The organism is Serratia plymuthica NBRC 102599 (assembly GCF_001590925.1).
Lineage (GTDB): Bacteria > Pseudomonadota > Gammaproteobacteria > Enterobacterales > Enterobacteriaceae > Serratia > Serratia plymuthica.
Window position 1 is genome coordinate 148,165 of sequence record NZ_BCTU01000015.1, and the last position, 25,946, is coordinate 174,110.

Here is a 25,946-nt window from a genome sequence, read left to right on the forward strand (position 1 = left end):
GCATCGTCCTTTGAACCAAAAACTGCCTTGACAATAATACGAGGGTTTATCATATTTACAAAACATGAGTAACACTCACATTTTGGAGATGAACGATGGATAACAGCGATATGACCTCACCGATACTGGTTTTAGGCGCCACCGGTAAAACCGGCAGCCGTGTAGCAGCGCGTTTGCAACAGCAAGGCGTGGCCGTACGCCCCGGCCACCGTGGCGCCGCCATTCCTTTTGACTGGGAGGACAGCGGCAGTTGGCAACCGGCCTTACAGGATGTGAAAAAGGTGTATCTCAGCTTCCAGCCCGATCTGGCGGTGCCGGGCGCCATCGACACCATTGAACGTTTTTGCCGACAGGCGGTAACGGGGGGTGTGCAAAAGATCGTGTTGCTCAGCGGGCGCGGAGAAGACGAAGCTCGCCAGGCAGAAGAAATGGTAGAGCGCAGCGGCGCGGACTGGACGATATTGCGCGCCAGCTGGTTTATGCAAAACTTCAGCGAAAGCTTTATTCTCGATGAGCTGCTGAACGGCACGGTTTATTTGCCGCCGGGCGAAATTCCAGAGCCCTTTATTGATGCCGATGATATCGCCGACATCGCGGTCGCCGCTCTCACTCAGCCCGGCCACAGCAATAGGGTATATGAACTAACCGGCCCGCGACTGATGACGTTTGAACAAGCCATTAGCGAGATTGCCGCCGCCAGCGGACGTGAGATTCTCTATCAGCAAGTGCCGATAGCCGATTATGTCGGTTATCTGCGCGAAGCGCAGTTGCCGGAGGAGATGGTCAGCTTGCTGGAGTATCTGTTCAGTACGGTACTGGATGGGCGCAATGCATCACTGACCGACGACGTTCAACGCAGCCTTGGGCGCCCGGCGCGTGATTTCAGCACCTATGCCGCCGACACGGCAACCCGCGGTATTTGGCAACCGCGCTAATCGGATGCCGGCCGCCCTACGGCGGCCATTTTCTTTTTGTTACCGGCTAGCCTTTGCAATTCATCGCTAAATATTGTGTGATAATGAAATATCGTTTAAATCAACGGCAATTAAACCCTGCTAATTTAGCGGTTATATTTAGCCCGCAATAATAAATGAATTATTCCTGCCTATATTTCTCTTTTTTTAGTTACAAAAGTAGTTTTTAACATTCTTGCAAACAATAATATCCCCTCAGTAACCTGAGTTGAACACTCCGCCTCCAGGTAGCCTGTAATAATCCACTTTTCGTTAAAGAAAACTATTAACAAAAAGACATTATCACTGCAATTCGGCTCATGCCGGGCGGTCTGTTTTGGCTTATTTCCAGGGTAACTCCCGATAAATTCTTTCACCTGCAATGAGTAGAATTTACACATAAGAGATTTGATTTAATGAGAAAATTACTCGTCCTGATCTTCTGTCTGAATCTGTTCGGCATCACGCAACAGGCTGCAGCAGAAGAGAACAAGACCGTCGATGTGGTACTGATTGGCGGCGGCATCATGAGCGCCACCCTGGGGACTTACCTGCATGAACTGGAGCCGAACTGGTCCATCGACATGTATGAGCGCATGAACGGCGTTGCGGAAGAAAGCTCCAACGGCTGGAATAATGCCGGTACCGGCCACTCCGCTTTCGCCGAAATGAACTACACCCCGGAGAAAGAAGACGGCACCATTGATATCAGCAAAGCCGTGGTGGTTAACGAGTCTTTTGAAATTTCTCGTCAGTTCTGGTCTTATCAGGTAAAAAATAACGTCCTGAAAGATCCAAAATCCTTTATTAACAGCGTACCGCACATGAGCTTTGTCTGGGGTGACGATAACGTCAACTTCCTGCGCAAACGCTATGAGGCGCTGCAGCACAGCACCCTGTTCCGCGGGATGGAATACTCCGAAGACGCCAACCAGATTAAACAGTGGGCGCCGCTGGTAATGAACGGCCGCGATCCGGCGCAGAAAATTGCCGCGACCCGCATGCCGCTGGGTACCGACGTCAACTTTGGCGTGATCACCCATCAACTGGTGGATACGCTGACCAAAAATCCTAACTTCAAGCTGAACCTGAGCCATGAAGTGCGCGATATCAAACGCAACGCCGACAACACCTGGCGCGTCACCGTGGCCGATCTGAACCGTGACGGTAAAGAAACCACCGTTAACGCCAAATTCGTGTTTATCGGGGCAGGCGGCGCCTCTCTGACACTGTTGCAGAAATCCGGCATTCCTGAAGCTGACGGCTACGGCGGTTTCCCGGTCGGTGGCCAGTTCCTGGTGACCACCAATCCGGAAGTGGCGAATCAGCATCTGGCCAAGGTTTACGGTCTGGCCAGCGTAGGTTCGCCGCCAATGTCGGTTCCGCACCTGGACACCCGCATGCTGGATGGCAAGCGCGTCGTCCTGTTCGGGCCATTCGCCACCTTCTCCAGCAAGTTCCTGAAAAACGGTTCGCTGTTCGATCTGCTGCACTCTCTGAGCACGTCTAACCTGATGCCGATGACCCACGTCGGGCTGGATAACTTCGACCTGGTGAAATACCTGGTTGGCCAGTTGATGATGAACGACGATGACCGTTTCGCTGCGCTGAAAGAGTACTTCCCTGAAGCCAAACAGGCCGACTGGAAGCTGTGGACCGCCGGCCAACGCGTGCAGATCATCAAGAAAGACGATGAGAAAGGCGGCGTGTTGCAGTTCGGCACCGAAGTGGTCAGCTCCGAGGACGGCAGCATCGCCGCCCTGCTCGGCGCATCGCCGGGCGCCTCTACCGCTGCGCCAATCATGCTGCACCTGATGGAAAAAGTGTTCAAAGATAAAGTGGCGACGCCGGAATGGCAGAGCAAGCTGAAAGAGATCATTCCATCCTATGGTCACAAGCTGAACGGCGACATTGAAATGACCAACAAGATCCGCGGCTACACCAGCAGCGTCTTGCAGTTGGACTATATCGAAGTGAAGCCGGAAACTCACTGATTCGACGTTTGTTCCCCCTTCCCTCAAGGCCGCCTCGTGCGGCCTTTTCTGTTTCTCCGCAGCTCGAAGAGCACGTTTAGCCACCTTTAGCCCTCCAGTTAACACTTGCGTAACCCGGTTCAGCGGCCTATTATCAAAGAACTAGCTTGGATAATTACTCTTACCTACTGTGACCTGAATGTCGTACCGCGGGAGAACTTAAACAATGGATCGCGTCAATATCATTCACGATTTACTGAACTGGATTGAAACTCATCTGGATCAACCGTTGCTGTTAGATAACGTGGCGGCGAAATCGGGCTACTCCAAGTGGCACCTGCAAAGGATGTTCCGCAGCACCACCGGCCATGCGCTGGGCAGCTATATCCGCGAGCGCCGCCTGTCACAGGCCGCGCAGGCGCTGCGTTCGACCCCTCGCCCTATTCTCGACATCGCCCTGCAGTTCCACTTTGATTCCCAGCCGTCATTTTCACGCGCATTTAAAAAACAGTTCGGCAAAACGCCGGCGGTGTATCGCCGCACCACGCGCTGGGACGTGGTAGAGATGCGTCCGCAACCCATCACGCCGCAGAACGGGCATCGGCACGAGCCGTCGGGCGCGCACTTGTGGTATGCAGGGAAATGCGTGGAGGGTGCCTGCACTCATTGGATGGGCCAGCGCTAAGGCGGATAAAAAGCAAAAAGCCAATGGGCAATCCCATTGGCTTTTTTAATGCCCGCAATACTCAGTTGTATTCGATGGTAAAGGTTGCGGTCGACTGGATATTGCCGCCTTTGATCGTAGTGCCGGTACGATAGTAACGGGCTTTCAGCGGCAAGGTCAGGGTGTTGGCCTGGTTCGGTACGGTTCGGCCTGCGTTGACCGCGTCACCGTTCTTGATAGGCTGCGTGGTGCTGCCCGTCAACAACTGCACGGCAACGCCGGAAGCCGTATTGGCGCCAGATTGCGATTTGATCACGCCAGGCGCATTAGAACTGTCCGGAGTGTAGTCAAAACGCACATTCACAATCCCCTGCCCGGCATTGCCTGGCAGCAGATTTTCACCGACGCCGCCAACGCAGTTAATATTGAGATCAAACGCCTTCTCACCCTGGGTTGAGCCGACAGCGCCAAAAGAGGCTGCCGTGACGGTATCCAGATTAACCACCTTATTTTTGGAACCGCTGTCCACATTGCAGGTGGAAGTGACGATCGTCAGGCTGTTGGCATCGACTATCGATTGCAACAGCGGCAACCCAGGGCCGGTACCGTCCATGTAATAGTTGGTATAGAGCCCGGTAGTCAGCTGGCCGGTGCCTGTTTGGGCCGCGGTTTTAACGACGTCGATCTTGAAGTAACCACCGTTAAGGGTCACGTTGGAATTACCAGAAAAGTTCAAGGTATGAGGGTAGAAGTTACTCACCGAGCCGGCCTCACGGTACAAACGAATACCGATACCCGGAATATTGGTACTCCACACATTGGTGAAACTGGTAGCGCGGCCCTGCATGATCGAACCAATCGCGCTGCCGCCTCTTGAGCAACTGGCGATATTACTGACTTCATTGATTGGAAACTGGCCGGTAACCAAAGTGTCGCCCACCTGGCTGCCTGGGGTCACCAGCACACGCCCAAGCTTCATATTGATCACCTGCGCCTTGTAACCACTTCTGACAGAACAGGCGGCATAAGCACTTTGACCGCCTACCATCATCAAACCGAACAGCATCAAACATTTCGCTGACGTTTTATTCAGTGACAGAACACGCGTTAATTTTATCATTTGCAACTCGCTTCAATAATTTCGTAGTCAGTATTGCCCTGCGCTTTCGCCTTGTAGCTATAGCTGACAGAACACTGCTGCGTAGGCTGCGTGCCCCATTTCACCTGTAACAGCCCTTTTTGCGCTTCCGTACGCAAGTAGATGCGGCTGCCCTGGCCGACGATACCCACCACCTGATTGCGGGTATCCAGCACTTCAGAACCAAATGGCAACGCGTTGCCGTCCGGGCCGAGAGCATGAATGATCAACGCCTGGCCTTTGGTGGTTTTGAACTCCAGCCGTGCGATGGCACCGGCGTAAGGCGCAATCTGCTGACTGCTGCTTTCCAACTCCACATCGCGCGACATGCCGCTCGGATCGAGCGTTACGTTGGTCATGCGGTATGGCGCCACGTAAGGCACTACCGCATAGCCGTTATCATCGATACGCACGCCCGGCGAGTTGGTCACGATAGCCCCGGCGGCGTCCGGCGCCTCTACCAGCACCATGGTCTGGCCGCGCTGCGGCGTCATGGTCACCCCACCGCTGTGAGCCACTACGCTGCCCGACGCCCCGATCGACGACTGACGATAATCTTTGCCGTAGCTGTAAGAACCGTTCAGCGTCGAGAACCGGCTACGGTATTCGCCGCTTACGCTGCTGTTGGTGCCGCCGGATTGATCGTTGGCCAGCGCCGCGCTGTAGCTGATGTTATTGTCTTCACCGGTAGAACCGTTAATGCCCACGCGGCTGCTGTCGTAGCCGTTATCGGTATAGCCCAATGAACTGTTCAGGCTCAGCGTCTGCGAACCGACGCTGAACGGAACCGACAGCGTCAGGTAATAACGGGTTTCATCACGGTTATACATGTCCGAGGTGCGCATGGCGGACAGGCCGTAGGTGACACGACCATAATAGTTGTTATAACCCACCTGATACTGCTTGGTGCTGCCGCCCCGGTTCCAGTAATCGCGAACCGAACCGGTGATATACAACGCGCCAAAGTCATCGCCCAGCCCCTGGTTGAGGGTCAGTTGGTATTCGCTGCGCTGGCGGTTAACGGCGTCGGCACTCAGGTTCTTGCGTTCGTTGTCTCGCGAGTAAACGGCGTCGCGCAACGAAAGGTAACCGGAGGTGGAGTAGCGATAAGCGGCGATGGTGAAGTTGGTGTTGGTTTCAGTCATCAACTTGCTGTAGCTGAGCTTATAGCTCTGACCGGATTGGTCACCCTGCTTCAGGCGAGTATTGGCCTGAGTCACGTCCAGAGCAAAGGCACCGATCGGCGTCGCCACCGCACTGCCCAACAACACGGCACCATAGCCGTCACTGGCGATAGCGCCGGTGTAGCCGGTGATGATATTGGTAAACCCGCGCTGATAAGTCGCCTGGAACATATCGGGTTCCTTGCTCAAATTATCATCGCGCACTCGGCCTGCGGTCAGGGCATAACGCTGGATCCCCGGACGCAACATCTGCGCTACCGAAGCGTAAGGCACGCTGAACTGGCGCTTGCTGCCGTCGGCCTCGTTGATGGTGACGTTCAAGTCGCCGCCGTAACCGGTTGGGTAAAGATCGTTAATCACGAATTCGCCGGGAGCAACGGTGGTCTGGTAGATCAACTGGTTATTCTGACGAATCTCCACCAGCGCGTTACTTTGCGCCACGCCACGCACCACAGGCGCATAACCGTTGAGAGAGTCAGGCAACATGCGGTCATCGGTCGCGACCTGTACGCCGCGAAAACCGATAGAATCAAAGAAGTCGCCGCTGGTATAGGTATCACCCAACGTCAGCATGCCGCGCACAGCCGGGATGGCACGCTGCGCGTAAGTGGCGGTGTTTTGCCAATGGGTGCTTTCGTTGGAGCGCCAGTTGACGTTAGAGTCATGGCGCAACTGCCAACCGGCCACGTTTAACCCGGCGTTCAGGGTCAAATAAGCGTTGGTTGAATCCGCGTTGCTGCCGTTGGCGGAACTGTGGGTATTAAAGGCATTGAAATTATACGAAAGGCTGCCGGCGGTAATGCCACGATCCCAGAATTTCGGATCGACATAACCGCGCGCACTGCGGCGCAGCGACGACTGCGGGATACTGATATCCATTCGCAGCGAACTGGTATCAAGGCGATAATAGGCTTCCGGCACCCACTGCGGCAGGCTTTTACAGGTATCGGTAGTGACCGAAGGATCGCTGCTCAATGCCGCAGTATCCACACCGAATTCATCCAGCGACAGCAGAGAGAAACAGGTATCGGCACTGTTTTTACCCGGTACGTTTTTGAAATCGATACTCTTCTTGCCTTTCCACTCGCCGTTAACATAAACGTCGAGTGAGTATTTGCCGGCAAGAATAGGGTTGCCGTCGCGGAAACGCGAAAGATCGACGCCTTGCGCCTCTCCAACCAGGAAACTGCTGTTGAAGGAAGCTTCAACCGGGGCGGTGGGCTTTTTGCTGTCGGTAACGATTTCCGCCAGGGCAAATCCAGGCGCCGCCAGGCAAAGCGCACCGCCGGTCAACAACAGAATCGATTTATAGTTAAATAGCGCCAGTTTAATGGCCGCAGAGATAGGCAACTCTTTCATATAAAAGCATTCCTTTACCAAATTAAGCTCACCCCACCGACAGCTTGCGCTCTGGGGTATGAGTCTCTCTTCCAAGAGTTACTTTTGCTTATTCTTAGTGCGGGACACGCGTCCGCCAAAATCGTTAATGGTGGTAAATGCAACGTCGGCGATGCGCGAGCTGTCACCGGAAAACGACAGCGTTTTTTCCTGGCCTGGCGCCAGCATGTCGCCGTGTGGCGCCAACGGCACTTTCTTCTGGTTGACGACGGCATTGATTTCGGTGAACGACACGTAATACGGCGTTGGGTTTTTCACGCTGACGCCGGCGCCGCTAAAGCGCCACTGCAGTTTTTCAGGTGCATCGTTCGCTTCGCCGGTCAGGCCGGCCGGACGATACAGCAGTTTGACGCGGGTGCGGAAAGCCACCTGTAAAAAGTTTTCAGGCGTACTGCTGCTTGCCCCGGTCGGTGCAGGAGGGATCTCCAGTACGTTCAACCAGAACAGGGATTCTTTGTCTTGTGCCAATGCTGACGTGGTCAGTGAAACACGCAGCGCCTGGCCGGTAGCCGGTTCAACACGGCTGATTGGCGGGGAAACGATAAACGGCGCTTTGCTGTTTTCAGGCGTGGTTTTCGCATCGCCTTCGTCAATCCAGGATTGGATCAATGCCGGTGAAGTTCCATTATTTGATAATTGGACAGTAACTTCCCGTTGTTTTCCCGGATAAATAATACGCGTACCGTTAATGATGACACTGGAAAAAACGCTGCTGCTGAATAGCGCGGCAATCAGCAATACACTGTATTTTTTAAATGAATTTTTCATTATTTTATCACTACGGTAGGGAAAAACGGCGGGGGTAATTCCCCCGCCAGAATAAGAATATTACTTATTGATAAATGATGGTGTACTGAACGCTTGAAGTCACATCACCAGCGCCGGCAGCATTGGTCGCGTAATATTCAGCGTAGTAGTTCAGGTCAGCAGAATCGCCTTTGTTAGCAACGGTAACCCACTGAGAGTTATTCTGCGCGCCGTTGGTGCCGGCGGCCAGAATTGGCAGGAACTGGTTGTTGCTGCCCAGCAGCTGAATTTGCACGTTGGTCACTGCATCAGTCTGTGCCTGGTTGTTCAGACGGCCAGTATTGAAATCAACAGTTGCGCCTGGTTCGAAATAAGTGGCTACCTGGCCTTTAGAACATTTGGTCAGGTTGATTGCGAATGGAGTACGGCCGGCAGTCGCGCTCTGAGTTGCCAGAGTTGAAGCAGAAACAGTTGGCAGAGTAACGGTGAAATCTTTACCGCCTGGGGTGCTGATAGTACAAGTCTGGTCAGTCACTTTACCGTTGAAAGTAATAGTACCGTCAGTCGCTTGTGCAGAAAAAGAAGAAATAGTAGCGGCGCTTACAGCCAATGCCAATACGGCAGACAGTTTAGAAATTTTCATATTTAGACTCTCGATGAATTAATACAACTATTAAGTACATTCAGCGATGCTACTCCTTGTCAGGAATGAAGCCCCGATGAATCCATTGCCCGGCGAAATATAGACCAGGCGTATTCTTATTGTTAAATCGTTTATAACATTCATATCACCCCTATTGATAGGAAAAAACTATCAACAAATACCTATCGATCGATGTTGACGATTCAACTGAATAGGAATAATCTGTGTTTTGAAAAGCCAGGCAGTGCAACATATTGCTTTAAGTCATAATTATCAGGATATTATCCTGTATTTTTACACTTTGTTACCTTTGAAATCATTTGGACTTCACGACAAATTGCGCGTTTAATGGTCTGGAGGCGGCATGGCACGTCCTGGTTAAATTAAATAAGATAATTACCAATAAAAAGCATTTATTTACTTTTATTACCGTTAAAAAACAAGAAGTTACATATCAGTCAAGGGATTGAGAAATGAGCGGTTCTTTTAGAGCGAAAAATAACGGGATTAATTATGTTTTCCAGCCTATGTTCGGAAAATCCGGACAATTGCTGGCCGTTGAATGCTTGTCCCGATTCACTTTCAATAGCGAACATGCTCATTTTTCCCCTGAACAGTTTTTTCGTTCTGCCGATAGCGCAACCCGGATTGAGATTCTGTTAGAACAAGTCAGCCTGATAGAAAAATATAATCACTGGTTTCGTGATAATCAGGTTATAGCCACATTGAATGTGGACGACCATTCGTTACGATCGCTGGCCAGCGACCATTTTGCAGAAAGAATTCGCGCCACTCGTTGTATTCACTTTGAAATCAGCGAAAACTCAACCCGACTGGTAAAAGATCGCGTTCATGGCGATCCCTTACTGAAAAGTTATTCATTTTGGCTCGATGATTTTGGTTCTGGCTACGCCGGTTTTTCCGCGTTGTATAACAGCCAGTTCCGCTTCGTTAAGCTCGACCGATTTTTGTTATGGAATTTTATGGAAAAATCTGGCGGTGACGGCTTAATGCGCGCTTTATTGCGATTTTTTTACCTTAACCATTACAAGGTAATTATCGAAGGGGTTGAAACTCCCGACCATAAAAAATGGCTGGACGAAATGCCATATTACGCACTGCAGGGAAAGCTGTGGAAGGAATCCGACATCAAGGATTTGAACTCGCTTCTTACAGCTGAATACTTTTAACTCATTATTGGTGTCTGCCATTATGTCTAAAAACAATGTCCTTGTTATTAGTGAGTGTAAGTACAGCTATGTCGGTCTTTCGGTATTAGTGAAAAAACATTACGGCAAGTACGATATCAGACTGTTTTCGGATTTTATGCAGGGGGGTTCCAAGGCGGAAAAGATAATTAAGCACGATATCGCGCTGATCTTTACCTCGCAAAATCTGGAGCAAAGTGTCAACGTCATTGAAAGCCTGGTGTCAATGCATCAGCAATACAACACCAAAACGCGGATCCTGGTGTTTTATGATGACGAACGCGTAGTGAAACTGCTGTCGATACTGGGTATTTCCGTTGAATTGGTCTCTACCCGCATCCCACTTTATTCGCTGCAGGAAAAAATACAAAATCTGTTGGAAAGCAAAGAATCAGGCGGGATAAAAATGCAGAAAACCCGCGAACTCAGCCCGGCGGAAAGCGATGTCATCTTCAACCTGCTGCGTGGCGATAGCCTGCTGCATATTGCTCAAAAGCGCGGCACGCACCCCAAAACCATCTTCTCGCAAAAATACAGCGCGATGAAAAAGCTGCGTTTGCGCAGCATGAGCACCATCTTCGTCGCCAGTAAATGACCCTTCAGGCTGCTACCCGGCGGCCTGCTTTTGTCGCATCAGGTTAAATTAATGTAACAATGAGCGACAAAGCAGCAACAGCTACATAACACTCCTGTCTATTGGTTACGATTTGCCCGCGGGAAAGTCCCGCGAGCCCTGTCGTCTGGATTAAATAAAAAACATCAGGAGATGTTATGAAATCATCCTTATTCAGCCGTTATACCTGCTTTGTTTTGAGCATCTTGCTTGCGTTGGCGTCATTGACGCTGTTGCCGCAGCGGCCCTGGTTTTGGCTGCCGACCCTCCTTTTCGGGTGTCTGAGCGCACTGGGCATTTACGATCTGACTCAGCAACGCCACGCCATCTGCCGCAACTATCCGATCATCGGCCGCCTGCGCTTTTTCTTCGAATTTATCCGCCCGGAAATACGCCAATATTTACTGGAAGAAGATAACGCCCAGATCCCGTTCTCACGTACTCAACGCACGCTGGTCTATCGCCGCGCCAAAAATGAGATGGGCGACAAGCCATTCGGTACCCAACTGGACGTTTATCAAACGGGTTATGAATGCATCGGCCATTCCATGCGCCCGGTAGCGGCATCCGATCCCACCAGTTTTCGCGTGGCGATCGGCGGCCCGGACTGTAGACAACCCTATTCCGCCTCAATCTTTAACATCTCAGCCATGAGCTTCGGCGCGTTGTCGGCCAACGCCATCCGCGCCCTCAATCTTGGCGCAGCGAAAGGCAATTTCTATCATGACACCGGCGAGGGCAGCATCAGCCGCTATCACCGCGAGCACGGCGGCGATCTGGTGTGGGAACTGGGCAGCGGCTATTTCGGCTGCCGCACCGCCGACGGCCATTTCGATCCGCAGCGCTTTGCCGAGCAGGCAAAAAGCCCGCAGGTAAAAATGATTGAAATCAAACTCAGCCAGGGCGCCAAACCGGGCCATGGCGGCATTTTGCCGGCAAAAAAAGTGGATGCGGAAATTGCCGCCACGCGCGGCGTGCCCGAGGGGGAAGACTGCATTTCTCCGGCTTCGCACAGCGCCTTCACCACCCCGGTGGAAATGATGCATTTTATCCAGCAACTGCGCGAACTGTCCGGCGGTAAACCTGTGGGTTTTAAGCTGTGCATCGGCCACCCGTGGGAGTTTGTCGCTATCGCCAAGGCGATGCTGCATACCCATATTTTGCCGGACTTTATCGTCGTAGACGGTAAGGAAGGCGGCACTGGCGCCGCACCGCTTGAGTTGTCCAACTATATGGGCATGCCGTTGCGCGAAGGGCTATTGTTCGTCCACAACACTCTGGTGGGCTGTGGGCTGCGCGACAAGATCAAAGTCGGTGCCAGCGGCAAAATCATCAGCGCCTTCGACATCGCCAGCGTGCTGGTGTTGGGGGCCGACTGGGTGAACTCGGCGCGCGGCTTTATGTTTGCCGTCGGCTGCATCCAGTCGCAAAGTTGCCACACCAACCACTGCCCGACCGGCGTCGCCACGCAGGACCCGCTGCGCCAGAAGGCATTAGTGGTACCGAACAAGGCGGAACGCGTTTACCACTTCCACCAAAATACGGTCAAAGCGCTGGCGGAAATGCTGGCAGCGGCCGGCGTCAGTCGCCCGGAGCAACTGACGTCTCACCATATGCTACGCCGCATCACCTCAACCGAAATCAAGGTCTACGCGGACATCTATTACTACCTGGAGCCAGGCGCTTTGCTGGAAAAAGAGATCCAAAGTGATTTTTATGCACGTATGTGGCGCATGGCGACACCCAACAGTTTCGATCAGGCGATCTCACTGCAGCTTGAAAGATGAGGGGTATGAATTGCCCCCTCGCCTCGGGGAAGAGCATTGGAGAGGGGGTTGCTTGCTACAGCAGCCCTCCCCCTCAGCGGCGAGAGAGCATGTAGGTTACGGCTTGCGCGCCGGGGCGTCGCCGGCCACGTAATACTCTGCGGTACTGCGTGGCAACGGCGCACGCTGGCGAATGTTGTCGGCAATCTTCTCGGCAATCATGATCGTGGTGGCGTTCAGGTTACCGGTAATGATCAGCGGCATGATGGAGGCATCCACCACCCGCAGCCCTTCCATGCCGTGCACCCGCCCCTGGCCGTCGACCACGGCCATCTCGTCTTCGCCCATTTTGCATGAGCAGGAAGGGTGAAAGGCGGTTTCAGCATGTTCACGCACAAAGGCGTCCAACTGCTCGTCGGTCTGCACCTCCGGCCCCGGGCTGATTTCGCGACCGCGGTACTCGTCCAGCGCCGGTTGCGCCATGATTTCACGCGTAATGCGGATTGCGTCGCGGAACTCCTGCCAGTCTTGCTCTGTCGCCATATAGTTGAACAGGATGCTCGGATGCTGACGCGGATCTTTCGATTTCACCTGCACCCGGCCACGGCTCGGGGAACGCATAGACCCGACATGAGCCTGGAACCCGTGTTCTTTGACCGCGTTGCTGCCGTTGTAATTAATCGCCACCGGCAGGAAGTGATATTGGATATTCGGCCAGGCGAACTCCTCGCGGCTACGGATAAAACCGCCGGCTTCAAACTGGTTACTGGCGCCAATACCGGTGCCGTTGAACAGCCACTCTGCGCCAATCTTCGGCTGGTTGAACCATTGCAATGCCGGATACAACGACACCGGTTTTTTACAGGCGTACTGCAGATACATTTCCAGGTGATCCTGCAGGTTCTCACCGACGCCCGGCAGATCATGCACCACCTTGATATCCAGGCTTTTCAGCAGCGACGCAGGGCCGACGCCGCTGCGTTGCAGGATCTGCGGCGAGGCAATCGCCCCGGCGCACAGCAGCACTTCGCGCCGCGCGCTTGCGCTGGCGATCTGATTGCCGTCGCCCTGCAAGTAATCAACGCCCACCGCACGTTTGCCATCGAAGCGAATACGATCGGTCAGTGCATGGGTGACAATCTTCAGATTAGGGCGTGAACGCGCCTGATCCAGATAACCGCGAGCGGTGCTGGCGCGGCGGCCTTTCGGCGTCACGGTACGATCCATCGGGCCGAACCCTTCCTGCTGATAGCCGTTCAGATCTTCGGTACGCGGATAGCCCGCCTGCACGCCGGCTTCCACCATCGCGTGGAACAGTTCGTTGTTGCCGGCTTTCGGGGTAGTGACGCTGACCGGGCCGTCGCCGCCGTGATAATCGTTCGGGCCGATATCGCGGGTTTCCGCCTTGCGGAAATACGGCAGGCAGTCCAGATAGCTCCAGTTTTCCAGACCCGGCGCTGTTGCCCAGTTGTCGAAATCCATCGCGTTGCCGCGGATGTAGCACATGCCGTTGATCAGCGAAGAACCGCCCAGACCTTTGCCACGGCCGCATTCCATACGGCGGTTGTTCATGTGCGGCTCAGGATCGGTTTCGTAGGCCCAGTTGTAGCGGCGCCCCTGCAACGGGAAGGCCAGCGCGGCCGGCATCTGCGTACGGAAATCCATCCGGTAATCCGGGCCGCCGGCTTCCAGCAGCAACACGCTGACATCGGCGTCTTCGGTTAAACGGGTGGCTAATACGTTACCGGCAGAGCCGGCACCGATAATGATGTAATCGTATTCCACTCATTATCTCCTTAATCTGTTTGCCTGAATGAGGCGAATGGCCTGAAGGGCTCTATACGCAATAGGCAGGCAATATTGGATTCAAAATCAGGGGCATTCCCTATGGATTTCGAGTTACAGCCAGGCGGCAAGGGCGTGGAGCCCCAGGAGCTTACTCAAGTAAGTGACTGGGGTCCGCGTTCGCGGCCAACGACGCTGTAGCTCGAAAGGCGGCGGGAATATCAGAACACCGAGGTGTATTCGCCCAGCTCGACTTGCACCGATTTGATCTGCGTGTAGTGCTCCAGCGTGCTCAGGCCATTCTCGCGGCCGACGCCGGATTGCTTGTAGCCGCCAACCGGCATTTCCGCCGCCGACTCGCCCCAGGTGTTGATCCAGCAAATGCCGGCTTCAAGCTGGTGAATCACGCGGTGAGCGCGGGTTAAATCATTGGTCACCAGTCCTGCGGCCAGGCCGAAGGTGGTGTCGTTGGCACGGCGTACCACTTCTTCTTCGCTGTGATAACTGAGAATGCTCATTACCGGCCCGAAGATTTCTTCACGCACAATTTCCATGTCGTCACGGCAATCGGTAAACACCGTCGGCGCCACATAAGCCCCTTTGGCGTATTCGCCTTCGGTCACGCGCTCACCGCCGCACAGCAAACGTGCGCCGCTGTTCTTGCCGCTCTCGATAAAGCGCAGCACGGACTCCATATGCGCAAAGCTGACCAGCGGCCCAAAGTTGGTTTGCGGATCGGCAGGATCACCCAGACGAATACGCTTCACGCGTTCGAGGATTTTCGCTTCAAACTCTGCCTGCAACGCCGCCGGGACAAACACGCGCGTACCGTTGGTACACACCTGGCCGGAGCTGTAGAAATTGGCCATCATGGCGATGTCGGCAGCACGATCCAGATCGGCGTCGTCAAAGATAATCAGCGGCGACTTGCCGCCCAGTTCCATAGTGACTTCTTTCAGCGTTGAACCCGAGGCATTGGCCATCACTTTCTTGCCGGTTTTTACCCCGCCGGTGAAGGACACCTTGGCAATGCCTGGGTGATCGGTCAGATACTGGCCGACTTCTGCGCCGCTGCCGGTGAGCACGTTGAACACGCCGTCCGGCACGCCGGCTTCGGTGTAGATCTCGGCCAGTTTCAGCGCAGTCAGGGAGGTCACTTCGCTCGGTTTGAAGATCATTGCGTTGCCCGCCGCCAGGGCCGGCGCGGATTTCCATAATGCGATCTGAATCGGGTAGTTCCAGGCGCCGATACCGGCCACCACGCCCAGCGGCTCGCGGCGGGTATAAACGAAAGAGGTGTCGCGCAGCGGGATCTGCTGGCCTTCGATAGCCGGGATCAGCCCTGCGTAGTATTCCAGTACGTCGGCGCCGGTGACGATATCGACCGAGGTGGTTTCCGACATTGCCTTGCCGGTATCCAGCGTTTCCAGTGCCGCCAGTTCGTCATTGCGCTCGCGCAGAATATCCACTGCACGGCGCAGAATGCGCGAACGCGCCATCGCCGTCATCGCCGCCCACACCTTCTGCCCGCTGGCTGCGCTGGCAACCGCACGGTTGACGTCTTCAGCGCTGGCGGACTGGATCTCGGCAAGCACTTCGCCATTCGCCGGGTTCACTGCGTTGAAGGTTTTCCCCTCGGTACTGTCTACATAGGCACCATGAATATAGAGCTTCTGCAAGCCAAAACGGGACATAGGTTCTCCTTGGATTGTCCTCAGGGTGGCGTTTGCCCCCGGAGTTGAAACGTAATGTAATCGGTAGTGAGCGCGATCGCCTGCGCCTGATTAAACGCCGCGCCGCGCAGTGCGCTGCGCAACCACAGACCGTCGATCAACGCCGCCAGCCCTTTGGCCGCCAAACGCGCCTGCGCCTGCGGCAATGCGCGGCTGAACTCGGCGCACAGGTTGGAATACAGACGGCGGCCGTTCACCTGTTGCAACCGGTTAAGCTGCGGCTGATGCAGACTGCTGGCCCAAAAGGCCAACCAGGTTTTCATCGCTGCGCTGTTGATCTGGCTGTCGTCGAAGTTGCCGGCAACGATCGCCTGCAGCCTTGCCGCCGGGCTCTGGTCGTTCAGCGCCTGTAACCGCAGCTTCACCGCTTCCCCCAAATGGCTGATCAAATAGCGCATCGTGGCTTCCAGCAACCCGTTCTTATCCTTGAAATAGTGGCTGATGATACCGTTGGAAACGCCCGCCCTGCGCGCTATCTGCGCAATGGTGGCGTCATGCATTCCGACTTCGTTTACCGCGGCCAGCGTGGCATCAATCAACTGCTGCCTTCTAATTGGCTGCATTCCTACCTTTGGCATAATTCGACTCTCACAAAACCGACTTCGGCCTCATCTCAGCGGCGAATTTCATCGACTTTCCGCCTGCTGAACTTGGTCTTCATGCAGACTATTAAACTTTTTTTTGATTGAACGTTCAATAAAAATTGCATATATTTTATTGCTGCCTGGTTACAAAAATGTACTTTTCGGTTGTGGAACTGGCTGATTTTTGTGAGGTATTTAACGAATCTGACCAAAATCAGTGTCTGTAAGCGGTTCCCACCACGAAACGATTTTCCGTTTCGTTAACAGGCTAAACGGCAAGCAGTGCCGCTTTTTATCCGCACTTTTCCGGACGACGCCTGCGCGTCGTTCAGAGCAGAAAGGTGGGCACGATTTTATTCAGTTGTTAAAAAACAGAGGACGACGATGACAACCAGCGAAACCTCCTCAAAACCGCAAAAGGATCGCCTTAATCCTGTGGTTTTCTTTACCTCGGCAGGGCTGATTCTGGCCTTCTCGCTGATGACCATTTTTTTTACCGATTTCTCCGGGCGATGGATCACCCGCACCCTGAATTGGGTTTCAACCACCTTCGGCTGGTATTACCTGCTGGCCGCCACCCTGTACATCGTATTCGTGGTGTTTATCGCCGCCTCGCGCTTCGGTTCGATCAAGCTCGGGCCGGAACAGTCGAAACCCGAGTTCAGCCTGATGAGCTGGGCGGCGATGCTGTTCGCCGCCGGCATCGGCATCGATTTGATGTTCTTCTCGGTCGCCGAACCCGTAACGCAATATATGATGCCGCCGGAAGGCGATGCCCAAACGCTGGAAGCGGCACGTCAGGCCATGGTGTGGACGCTGTTCCACTATGGGTTAACCGGCTGGTCAATGTATGCGCTGATGGGCATTGCCCTCGGTTATTTCAGCTACCGCTATAATCTGCCGCTGACCATCCGTTCGGCGCTGTACCCGATCTTTGGTAAACGCATCAACGGCCCGATCGGCCACAGCGTGGATATCGCAGCGGTGCTGGGCACCATTTTCGGCATCGCCACCACGCTCGGCATTGGCGTGGTGCAGCTCAACTACGGATTGAAGGTGCTGTTCCAGGTACCGGAAAACCTGACGGTTCAAAGCGCACTGATCCTGCTTTCGGTGATTATGGCCACCATTTCGGTGACCTCCGGCGTCAACAAGGGCATTCGTATTTTGTCGGAGCTCAACGTGTTGCTGGCGCTGGGGCTGATCCTGTTCGTGCTGTTCTGCGGCGATACCGAGTTCCTGCTCAATGCGCTGGTGCTCAACGTCGGCGATTACGTCAATCGCTTTATGGGCATGACGCTCAACAGCTTCGCCTTCGATCGTCCGGTGGAATGGATGAACAACTGGACCCTGTTCTTCTGGGCCTGGTGGGTGGCGTGGTCGCCGTTTGTCGGCCTGTTCCTGGCGCGTATTTCGCGCGGGCGTACCATCCGTCAGTTTGTGGTCGGCACGCTGATCATTCCTTTCGTGTTCACCCTGCTGTGGCTGTCGATCTTCGGTAATAGCGCGCTGTACCAGATTATCCACGGCAATGCCGCCTTTGCGCAGGAAGTGATGCAATACCCGGAACGCGGCTTCTACAGCCTGCTGGCGCAATACCCGGGCTTCACCTTCAGCGCCTCGGTGGCCACCATCACCGGCCTGCTGTTCTACGTGACCTCGGCGGATTCAGGCTCACTGGTGCTGGGCAACTTTACCTCGCGCCTGGCCGACATCAATAACGATGCGCCCAACTGGCTGCGGATTTTCTGGTCGGTGGCCATAGGCCTGCTGACCATCGGCATGCTGATGACCGACGGCGTGCCTGCGTTGCAGAAAACGACGGTGATCATGGGCCTGCCGTTCAGCTTCGTGATCTTCTTCGTAATGGCCGGGTTGTATAAATCGCTGCGGGTGGAGGACTATCGCAAGGCCAGTGCCCTGAATACCAACGCCCCCATGCCGATTTCGAGCAATGACGTGCTGAACTGGAAGCAGCGCCTGTCGCGGGTGATGAACTACCCTGGCACCCAGTACACACAAAAAATGCTGGATACCCGTTGCAGACCGGCCATGCAGGAAGTGGCGCGCGAGCTGGAACTGCGCGGCGCCAAAGTGGAATTTACCGAGGTGCCGCCGGCAGAAGATGAGCGTTTGAACCACCTGGAACTGCTGGTGCATTTGGGTGAAGAGCAGAACTTTATCTATCAGATTTGGCCACAGCGTTATTCGGTGCCGGGCTTCACCTACCGCGCCCGCTCAGGCAAATCGCACTATTACCGGCTGGAAACCTTCCTGATGGAAGGCACCCAGGGCAATGATCTGATGGATTACAGCAAGGAGCAGGTGATCGGCGACATCCTCGATCAGTACGAGAAGCATCTGAACTTCCTGCACATTCACCGCGAAGCGCCGGGCAATACCCTGACCTTCCCGGATTAAAAACAATAATAATATCCCCACTGTGTTAAAAACAGTGGGGCATTTACAAACTCAAGTTAGCCACCCCACATTAAAATACAAAACAAACCATTAACAATCAAAAAGTTACAAATCAATATTTGAGCCCATATTTCTTTCAAACCTCTCATAATAACCACCGCCCCTCTCAAGCTCAAAATAATGCCATGAGGAAATTCCTATTTTTCATGGGATAAACCATAACTACCAGCCAACACCCAGCGCATTGAGCGGCCAATGCTACAATGAAGCTTTCGCACGACAAAAAACATCGCCCTTTTAACAAAGAAATTTATATAGTTCACCGGAGGGAATATTTATGGCCTCATTGATGTATGAGAAACAAATCGCAAGCATCTACTACACTTTACTTCGCAAAAGCCCAACCGAAAGAGAACTCAAAGCCCTCAGTGATAGTTTAGAAAAGAAAGGGCCTGCAGTATTGCAAAATATCATCTCGGAACTCATGGAAACCCCTGAAGCAAAATTGCTTTATGGTAACTACCAAAATAACTTTGAAATTATGAGGGCTTTTTTTAAAATCGTACATGGTCGCGAAATGGGACAAGCCGAATTTAAACTTTGGTACAACGACTCCACTCTCGATCTCAACCATAATCTTTTCCGCATAGTCAATGAGCTTGTTACTAACACGGCCCCCTGGCCAAAGCTCAACGACGACATGTCAAATACAGACTATGAATTTAATTATCCAGAGCAGCGACTTATAGATAAAGAGCATTTTCTTGATAATGGTAATTTGACCCTTTATCCAGGAACTTCAAATATAGTCCCTTCTGGTGATGGTGCAACTGATATTCTTGGAATTTTTCATGTCCTCGGTGCAGGTATAACTCGCGACGTATCTGAGTTTTGGGTTCCACTAATTAATAAAGGTGATAAAACACTGCTCCAGGCCACAGAAGTATTTATAAAAGACAGACCCTACTTAAACAACGTCACCAATAAAACCTTTGTCAAAAAAATATTTGAAAATACTTTTGAAAGACCGGCCACAAATACAGAGTTAAATATTTACTTGGAATTATTGGCTACCGGATCATCCAGAGCTGAAATCTCTATTAATATAATGAAATTACTGAGAGAAAGCACCAACGAAAGTGATGCAACTGCTAAGTCACATTTAGCCGCAGCATCTCACGTCTATGAACGAGGGGAACTTCCACCGCTGGAATACCAAGAGAAAATCGCCGCTCTTTATTTAATTGGAGCTGAGAGAAATATAAATTCGGAAGCATTATTTGGATGGAGCCAAAAATTAGCCTCAGGAATATCTCATGATAAAATAGTGAGCATCCTAACTAACACTTCAGAATTCAATCGCATTTCAACGCATCTTGACATCAATTCATATGCCAAAAGAATATACCTGACAGCATATGGTCATAATGCAGATAACAGTACATTGGAAAAACTAATTTCTCTTGGGGATAAAAACAAAATAATATCAGCCGTAATCAGCAGCCTTATAGATTCAAACACGAAATCAAAGAGTGAGTATTATGAAAAATTTCAGTTCGCACTGAGGATAGCAGGAAGTTTGAATTATAAAAAAGATGCTACATTAACAAACGAAACAGGAAACTCACCAGAGAGCACTATTAACTCCGGTATAACGCACATACTCAGCCAAGCAGAAAAAGCACAGTTAGAACGAGTAATACTAAACTTGACCACAGATAACACCGTTGATCTCACTATGGCAGCAAACCTTAGAGAGCTCGTTATTAACGGGAAACAAGAGGCTGAAATAACCCTTGCCAATTATAAAAATTATAACTCAACTATAATTAACATTAACGGACATATTCAGGGATTAAAAACGGGGAATGCTGATACGCTTGTTATGCTTAATGATAGCCATGACACTCTCGATACCTATTTCTATTTTGGTTCTGGAAATGACTTTTTAGGATGGAGAGCTGATGAATATGGCGAAAATAAAATAAGCCCATCACTCTATGCTGACGGAGGCCTGGGAATAAATTCAATTTCAGCCAATTTAATTAGTTTATTCAAAGATGTGTTCATAAGAAAAGGAACCCATGGAATCCCTGACATTGAAACAACAACATACATCAGCAACATTATTAGATTCAGCAACTTCGACCTAATTGATTTATATAAATATACTGGTAAAGTATCCACAAAGACATATATCATACAAGCTGACGGAACCATCGTCAGGTCATCTACCGTATCAGACTTTACTTTTGATTATGATTTTGTTTCTAACAAATACGGTGCAGGTGGTAACCCCAACGATGTTGGAAGGAAAGGTTTTTCTATTATCAATGTTACTAACGAACAACAGTCAACCACTTCAGATGTAATATCAGTCATAAATGTTACTCAAGGAGCCTCAAAAATTTACGTAGGAAATCACAGCAACAATCCTGTTACGGGAGATGGTGGAAATTACCTATTCAAATTCAAGAATGATGTCAGTGTGCTAGAGTTTTTTACAAACCAGAAAAATGGTGAGGATATATTGAAACCATTGGGGTCATCACCCCCTGAAAAATTTGTTAATGCTGGTGAGTTTGCATTAATTGGTGAAACACTAAAAACCGTCAAGATAAACACTAGCGGCGAGTCAAATAATAATAATTTAATAGCATTAGACTTTACATCATCAAATGTTGATAAAGTTATTGTTAGTGGCGTTCATAAGCTAGGCTTGGTAGCAACTCATGGTTCATTCGGTGCTAGAGAATTTACCTATGATGCAACAGAATCCGCGGGAATAGATATTACAATAACGCCTGAGTTATATACGAGCATGAGCAAGAAAATAACAGTTCTAGGCAGCAATCAGGGAAATGAATTCCACCTATTTAGAGAAACAAAATATTACCCACAAGATAAAATCATATTTATTGGTGGGGCGGGCGACGACTATTTTGACATAAATAACATCGTAACAGCTATGGGTGGTGACGGGACTGACTTTTTCAACATTATGAGCTCATCCAATAAAACCAGCACACTTTATGATTTCAATTCCCACAAGGACATCATCGGATTGAAATCAAGTGGGATATATATATCCGGAAGAGAATCAGGAGAAAAAATACCGTTTACAGACACTGTTAGCGGTGGGAATAAAGTACAAGATTATGGTTACATAGAAAACTTATTTAACCCTAACACCCCACTTAACTTTCATGGGAAAGTAGGTGCCGTATCTACTATGGATGTCACTATGACTAAAGAAACCTATATCGTAGTTGATCTCAACGATAATAAAATATTTGATACTAATGACGCACTCATAAAAATTTCAGGACAACCGGATACTGCCGAACTTGCATCACAATTGTACTATTGACCGAACTGTATCAATCTCACCTCAGTCCTGAAGCGCAAGAAATAGGATAAATGCCAGTTAAACTGCTGGCATTTTAGTTTACTTATTCATATCAAAACACTGCCTTAATACATTTTTTAAAATCAATTGGAAAGGCAATAGTGATGCTGGATTCCTGACAGCACAAGTGCACATTGTAAACAAGGGTACAAAGGATACAAAGTGAGCTAGTTGCAACACAACCCCCCCTTTTGCCTTGCGGTGGCCATGTCTGTACGTACAACAGCAACACGCCAACCCAATCCGATACTTGTCCGCGGTAACCCTCGTACGGTCCACCTACAACCTTTTACTGGGAAGAAGTCCTAAACTCTCTCAAAACCATGCTTTTTAATGCTCAAAAACGGATGCTTCATCTAATATTAATTTCAGATTTGGTGCCTTACCAATTAGTTCAACATGAAATAATATTCATTTAAATAGTTACTCTCACTTCATTAAACCAATAAAATCTAAGGAAATCAAAATAATGGCAACCTTAATCTCTGAACAACAAATTGGTGCCGTCTTTTACGCCATCATCCGAAAAAGTCCAACCGAAAAACAACTAAAGATGTACGCAGATGCTTTTGAAAGCCGCGGTATCATAGCGATTAAAGAGTTAGTCTCGACACTGATCCGTTCTGACGAAGCAATAGCTCTATACGGTAACAAGAAAAAGTTCGATATAATGTCCGAAGTATTCGTTACAGCACATGGGAGGAATTTTGGCGAGGTTGAATTCAAACTGTGGCTTAACGAAGCGGCTAAGCCGATTGAAGTAAACCTATTCCGAATTATAGACGAACTCATCAGCAATAAAGCACCTTGGCCACAACTGAATGATGACTGGACGCAGAGTGGCGAGCTAAATTACCCAGTACAACGCGTCACCGATAGGGAACATTTAATCGATAAGGGCCATGATAATCTGTTCCCAGGGTCATCCACAAGCGGCACTCCGGGCAGTGGCGTGACAGACATTCAAGGAATATTCCATATATTAGGTGCAGGACTCACCCAGGATGTTACCGATTTTTGGGTGGTGCATCTCAATAATGGAACCAAAACGTTGTTGCAAGCGACGGAGAAATTCATCGCCGATCGTGCTTATCTTAGTAACGTTATGGATAATACTTTTATTAATCGCTTGTTTGATAAAGGATTTGAACGTGCTCCGTCCCAAGATGAATTGAATAAATACCTGGATTTACTTTCTTCGGGCTCATCACGGGCTGAGGTTGCAATAAAAATCCTGCAATCACTGCGTGATAGTACCAATGAACAAGACCAGCTTGCACAACAACATTTGTTGGCCGCCAGTCACGATTATGCCCCTGGCGAGTTACCTGCCCTGGCCTATCAAGAACAGATCGCCGCACTTTATCTTGCCGCTGCGGGGCGCGGTATAAATGCGCAAGCGTTATTCGGCTATAGTCGTGAGTTAGCCGCAGGTAAAAGTTATGAAGAAATGGTAAAACTATTACTCAATTCTTCTGAATTTACTCGCTACTCAAGCCATCTTAATGGCGAGCCCTTCGTGCAAAAAATATACAAATCAGTCTATGGTGTCGAGGCTGATAACGATACGGTACAGAGACTTTTAGCTTACGGCAGTAAAGAGAGCATTACCTCACACATTATTAATGACCTGCTAAAAACAGATCCCACTTCAAATGATGAATTCCAAGATCAGTTTCAGTTTTTATTTAAAATTGCATATAGCTTAGGATTTAAAAATAATGCTACCCTCACCAATACGGATGAGGGAACGCCAAGAGGAAATATTAACTCCGGTGTTGATCATATTCTCAGCAACACTGAACTGGCTATTCTTGAGAAAATAACTATCAATCTTATTTCTTCACATAATATTGACCTTACCTACGCTGCTAATGTTAAAGATATCACTATCACTGGCAGTAGTGAAGGCATGATAAAAATTTCTGACCATCTACAAAATGAATTCACAAAAATAACTATCAATGGTCATATACTTGATCTGCATACCGGGGGGGCAGGAGAAATCATTTACATCAACAAAACCGTAGATATTGCTTCTTCCCCATCGAAATACACCCTGGGAGGAGGAGATGACTTCCTCGCATGGGAAGGTAATAACGCTTCAGCAGCAGGAAATAAAATAAGTAAAAACATTACTGCAGATGGTGGTGATGGTAATAACAAGTTATCAGCTAATTTTATCACTTTCTGGACTGAAACAACCATTCGTAAAGGCCTTAATGGCAATCCAGATACTAAAGAAGTAAAATACTCAAGTAATTTAGACCAATTTAAAAACTTTTCACTCATTGATTTAGCAGGTTACATTGGGCAAGTTTCAGGAATTACCTATACGGTGAATACAGATGGTAGCATTACGCGGACCATTGACAATGTAAAAAATAATACTTTCGACTACGGTTTATTCTTGGATAATGCTTCTATAATATCAGGAGGGAACGTCAACGACATCGGAAAGTCTGGTTTCTCCATTACAAATGCAAATGATTTCAAAGCAACTGCAGGCTGGATTAATGTAATTAACATCAATCAGGCCGCAGCCAACATATATATCAACAACCGAAGTCAAATTAATCATAACAACCAAGAATATCGATTTAATGTTAAGGACGATGTTACTCATTTTAACTTATTCACCAATCAAAAAGTAGCTAATGACCAACAAAAAGAATACGCCGAACTTCATGAGGGAGAAGTAATATCAAACTACGCGGGCACTTTTTTATTTACGGGAAATAACCTAACAGAAATAAATGTAGACACAACAGGCTCTTCAGAAGACAAAACTGCAGTGTCGTTAAAATTGCAAAGCACCAAGATTGATACTATAAATATTTCTGGGGATAATCTCATCGCACTTAGCGTTGACTTCTCGTCATCTTTAAGTAATAACAACTTCGTTGTTAATGCTTCAGATGCTGCGGGAATAAACTTCTTTCTAGCTGATTCGGTAACTAAAAACATTACTGTTATTGGTGGACATAGTGAAAACTCGTTTAAAATACTCGACTCCAACAACGCACCTGTCAACAGTAATGGAAGTATCAAATTTATCGGAGGGAATGGCTCAGACTTTATAGATATTGATACTGGTATAACAGCTACGGGAGGAGGAGGCATTGATTTATTTAACATTGTTCGGCCTGGTAAAGGAGAACATACGCTTTATGATTTTAACAAGGATGAAGATGTAATAGGTTTAAAAAACATGGATATCTATATCTCTAATAAAAAGGCGGGTGAAAAAGTTCCGCTCACAGAACATATCAGCGGTGGAAACTCACTGGCCGATTATGGTTACATTGAGAATTTATACAACCCTAATACGCCATTGGCACTAACCAAAAAGATTGGTGTTGTTTCAACCCTTGACGACCATCTTGAAAAAAACACTTTCTTCGTTGTCGATCTTAATAACAATGGTGTGTATGACACGACTGATTCATTGATAAAAGTCACTGGACAACCGGATACCCAACAGTTAGCTGAAACACTGTTCTATTAATTACAATACATTACTTAGGGCTATTTTATGTAGCCCTAAGTAATAAATTTATTTTATAATATGCCTGAAGTATTTATGGGGCATTTATTTCAGGAATTTATTATGTAATAATTAAGGCTCCGCCAACGAATAAGAAACTTAAAAACCTGAAAGGTCCTGCAGCGTGTTTTACTGCTGCACAACGGCAATGTTCAGCCGTTTGATCGACCGTAGAGCGGT

General features: G+C 49.8%; 16 protein-coding genes. 9 read left to right on the forward strand and 7 right to left on the reverse strand.

Going from position 1 to position 25,946, the window contains the following annotated elements; all coding sequences use genetic code 11:
• The first annotated feature begins 95 nt into the window (after positions 1–95).
• The 3 genes from SPL01S_RS11935 to SPL01S_RS11950 all read left to right on the forward strand — a co-directional run bounded on the left by SPL01S_RS11935 (position 96) and on the right by SPL01S_RS11950 (position 3,611).
• On the forward strand, positions 96–935 hold the full coding sequence (locus SPL01S_RS11935) for an NmrA family NAD(P)-binding protein (RefSeq protein WP_063200006.1): 840 nt from the start codon (positions 96–98) through the stop codon (positions 933–935).
• Between the two features lie 434 nt (positions 936–1,369).
• A complete protein-coding gene (locus SPL01S_RS11945; RefSeq protein ID WP_063200009.1) occupies positions 1,370–2,947 on the forward strand; it encodes a malate:quinone oxidoreductase in 1,578 nt (525 codons plus the stop codon).
• Positions 2,948–3,152: 205 nt separating this feature from the next.
• Entirely contained in the window at positions 3,153–3,611 is a 459-nt protein-coding gene (locus SPL01S_RS11950; protein WP_063200010.1) for a helix-turn-helix domain-containing protein, read from the forward strand.
• A 61-nt stretch (positions 3,612–3,672) separates the two neighbouring features.
• Here the strand turns inward: SPL01S_RS11950 and SPL01S_RS11955 are convergent, their stop codons facing one another.
• The 4 genes from SPL01S_RS11955 to SPL01S_RS11970 all read right to left on the reverse strand — a co-directional run bounded on the left by SPL01S_RS11955 (position 3,673) and on the right by SPL01S_RS11970 (position 8,700).
• Positions 3,673–4,569 (reverse strand): fimbrial protein, encoded by an 897-nt coding sequence (locus tag SPL01S_RS11955; protein WP_232246021.1) that lies wholly within the window; start codon positions 4,567–4,569, stop codon positions 3,673–3,675.
• A gap of 137 nt (positions 4,570–4,706) precedes the next feature.
• Positions 4,707–7,271, reverse strand: a complete 2,565-nt coding sequence (locus SPL01S_RS11960; protein WP_063200017.1) for a fimbria/pilus outer membrane usher protein — start codon at positions 7,269–7,271, stop codon at positions 4,707–4,709.
• A gap of 78 nt (positions 7,272–7,349) precedes the next feature.
• The gene (locus SPL01S_RS11965; RefSeq protein ID WP_004942286.1) at positions 7,350–8,078 is read right to left on the reverse strand and encodes a fimbrial biogenesis chaperone; all 729 of its coding nucleotides are present in this window, start codon (positions 8,076–8,078) and stop codon (positions 7,350–7,352) included.
• Positions 8,079–8,142: 64 nt separating this feature from the next.
• Positions 8,143–8,700 carry a fimbrial protein gene (locus SPL01S_RS11970; protein ID WP_063200020.1) on the reverse strand — a complete coding sequence of 186 codons (558 nt, stop codon included), beginning with the start codon at positions 8,698–8,700 and terminating at the stop codon, positions 8,143–8,145.
• Positions 8,701–9,173: 473 nt separating this feature from the next.
• On the opposite strand from SPL01S_RS11970, the gene SPL01S_RS11975 reads away from it, so the two are divergent.
• From SPL01S_RS11975 to SPL01S_RS11985, 3 genes are all read left to right on the forward strand, one after another.
• The gene (locus SPL01S_RS11975; RefSeq protein WP_063200023.1) at positions 9,174–9,890 is read left to right on the forward strand and encodes an EAL domain-containing protein; all 717 of its coding nucleotides are present in this window, start codon (positions 9,174–9,176) and stop codon (positions 9,888–9,890) included.
• Between the two features lie 22 nt (positions 9,891–9,912).
• Positions 9,913–10,503, forward strand: coding sequence for a hypothetical protein (locus SPL01S_RS11980; protein WP_004942281.1), 591 nt, complete (start codon positions 9,913–9,915; stop codon positions 10,501–10,503).
• A gap of 176 nt (positions 10,504–10,679) precedes the next feature.
• A complete protein-coding gene (locus SPL01S_RS11985; RefSeq protein ID WP_063200026.1) occupies positions 10,680–12,308 on the forward strand; it encodes an FMN-binding glutamate synthase family protein in 1,629 nt (542 codons plus the stop codon).
• Positions 12,309–12,404: 96 nt separating this feature from the next.
• Here SPL01S_RS11985 and betA read toward each other — a convergent pair whose 3' ends face one another.
• From betA to betI, 3 genes are all read right to left on the reverse strand, one after another.
• Positions 12,405–14,072: a choline dehydrogenase gene (gene betA, locus SPL01S_RS11990; protein ID WP_063200029.1), complete on the reverse strand. Its 1,668-nt coding sequence runs from the start codon at positions 14,070–14,072 to the stop codon at positions 12,405–12,407.
• A 221-nt stretch (positions 14,073–14,293) separates the two neighbouring features.
• On the reverse strand, positions 14,294–15,766 hold the full coding sequence (gene betB, locus SPL01S_RS11995) for a betaine-aldehyde dehydrogenase (RefSeq protein ID WP_063200032.1): 1,473 nt from the start codon (positions 15,764–15,766) through the stop codon (positions 14,294–14,296).
• A gap of 20 nt (positions 15,767–15,786) precedes the next feature.
• Entirely contained in the window at positions 15,787–16,383 is a 597-nt protein-coding gene (betI, locus tag SPL01S_RS12000) for a transcriptional regulator BetI (protein WP_063200035.1), read from the reverse strand.
• Positions 16,384–16,773: 390 nt separating this feature from the next.
• Here betI and SPL01S_RS12005 point away from each other — a divergent pair, with 390 nt between their 5' ends.
• The 3 genes from SPL01S_RS12005 to SPL01S_RS12015 all read left to right on the forward strand — a co-directional run bounded on the left by SPL01S_RS12005 (position 16,774) and on the right by SPL01S_RS12015 (position 25,727).
• Positions 16,774–18,810 (forward strand): choline transporter, encoded by a 2,037-nt coding sequence (locus SPL01S_RS12005; protein WP_062870190.1) that lies wholly within the window; start codon positions 16,774–16,776, stop codon positions 18,808–18,810.
• 337 nt (positions 18,811–19,147) lie between these two features.
• Positions 19,148–22,180 carry a DUF4214 domain-containing protein gene (locus SPL01S_RS12010; RefSeq protein ID WP_063200036.1) on the forward strand — a complete coding sequence of 1,011 codons (3,033 nt, stop codon included), beginning with the start codon at positions 19,148–19,150 and terminating at the stop codon, positions 22,178–22,180.
• Between the two features lie 508 nt (positions 22,181–22,688).
• Positions 22,689–25,727, forward strand: a complete 3,039-nt coding sequence (locus SPL01S_RS12015; protein WP_063200039.1) for a DUF4214 domain-containing protein — start codon at positions 22,689–22,691, stop codon at positions 25,725–25,727.
• Positions 25,728–25,946: the final 219 nt, after the last annotated feature.

Bases quoted from the DNA above. Each gene is read 5' to 3' on its own strand.
- SPL01S_RS11935 (WP_063200006.1), top strand. From the start codon at position 96: ATGGATAACAGCGATATGACCTCACCGATACTGGTTTTAGGCGCCACC.
- SPL01S_RS11945 (WP_063200009.1), top strand. From the start codon at position 1,370: ATGAGAAAATTACTCGTCCTGATCTTCTGTCTGAATCTGTTCGGCATC.
- SPL01S_RS11950 (WP_063200010.1), top strand. From the start codon at position 3,153: ATGGATCGCGTCAATATCATTCACGATTTACTGAACTGGATTGAAACT.
- SPL01S_RS11955 (WP_232246021.1), bottom strand. From the start codon at position 4,569: ATGAAGCTTGGGCGTGTGCTGGTGACCCCAGGCAGCCAGGTGGGCGAC.
- SPL01S_RS11960 (WP_063200017.1), bottom strand. From the start codon at position 7,271: ATGAAAGAGTTGCCTATCTCTGCGGCCATTAAACTGGCGCTATTTAAC.
- SPL01S_RS11965 (WP_004942286.1), bottom strand. From the start codon at position 8,078: ATGAAAAATTCATTTAAAAAATACAGTGTATTGCTGATTGCCGCGCTA.
- SPL01S_RS11970 (WP_063200020.1), bottom strand. From the start codon at position 8,700: ATGAAAATTTCTAAACTGTCTGCCGTATTGGCATTGGCTGTAAGCGCC.
- SPL01S_RS11975 (WP_063200023.1), top strand. From the start codon at position 9,174: ATGAGCGGTTCTTTTAGAGCGAAAAATAACGGGATTAATTATGTTTTC.
- SPL01S_RS11980 (WP_004942281.1), top strand. From the start codon at position 9,913: ATGTCTAAAAACAATGTCCTTGTTATTAGTGAGTGTAAGTACAGCTAT.
- SPL01S_RS11985 (WP_063200026.1), top strand. From the start codon at position 10,680: ATGAAATCATCCTTATTCAGCCGTTATACCTGCTTTGTTTTGAGCATC.
- betB (WP_063200032.1), bottom strand. From the start codon at position 15,766: ATGTCCCGTTTTGGCTTGCAGAAGCTCTATATTCATGGTGCCTATGTA.
- betI (WP_063200035.1), bottom strand. From the start codon at position 16,383: ATGCCAAAGGTAGGAATGCAGCCAATTAGAAGGCAGCAGTTGATTGAT.
- SPL01S_RS12005 (WP_062870190.1), top strand. From the start codon at position 16,774: ATGACAACCAGCGAAACCTCCTCAAAACCGCAAAAGGATCGCCTTAAT.
- SPL01S_RS12010 (WP_063200036.1), top strand. From the start codon at position 19,148: ATGGCCTCATTGATGTATGAGAAACAAATCGCAAGCATCTACTACACT.
- SPL01S_RS12015 (WP_063200039.1), top strand. From the start codon at position 22,689: ATGGCAACCTTAATCTCTGAACAACAAATTGGTGCCGTCTTTTACGCC.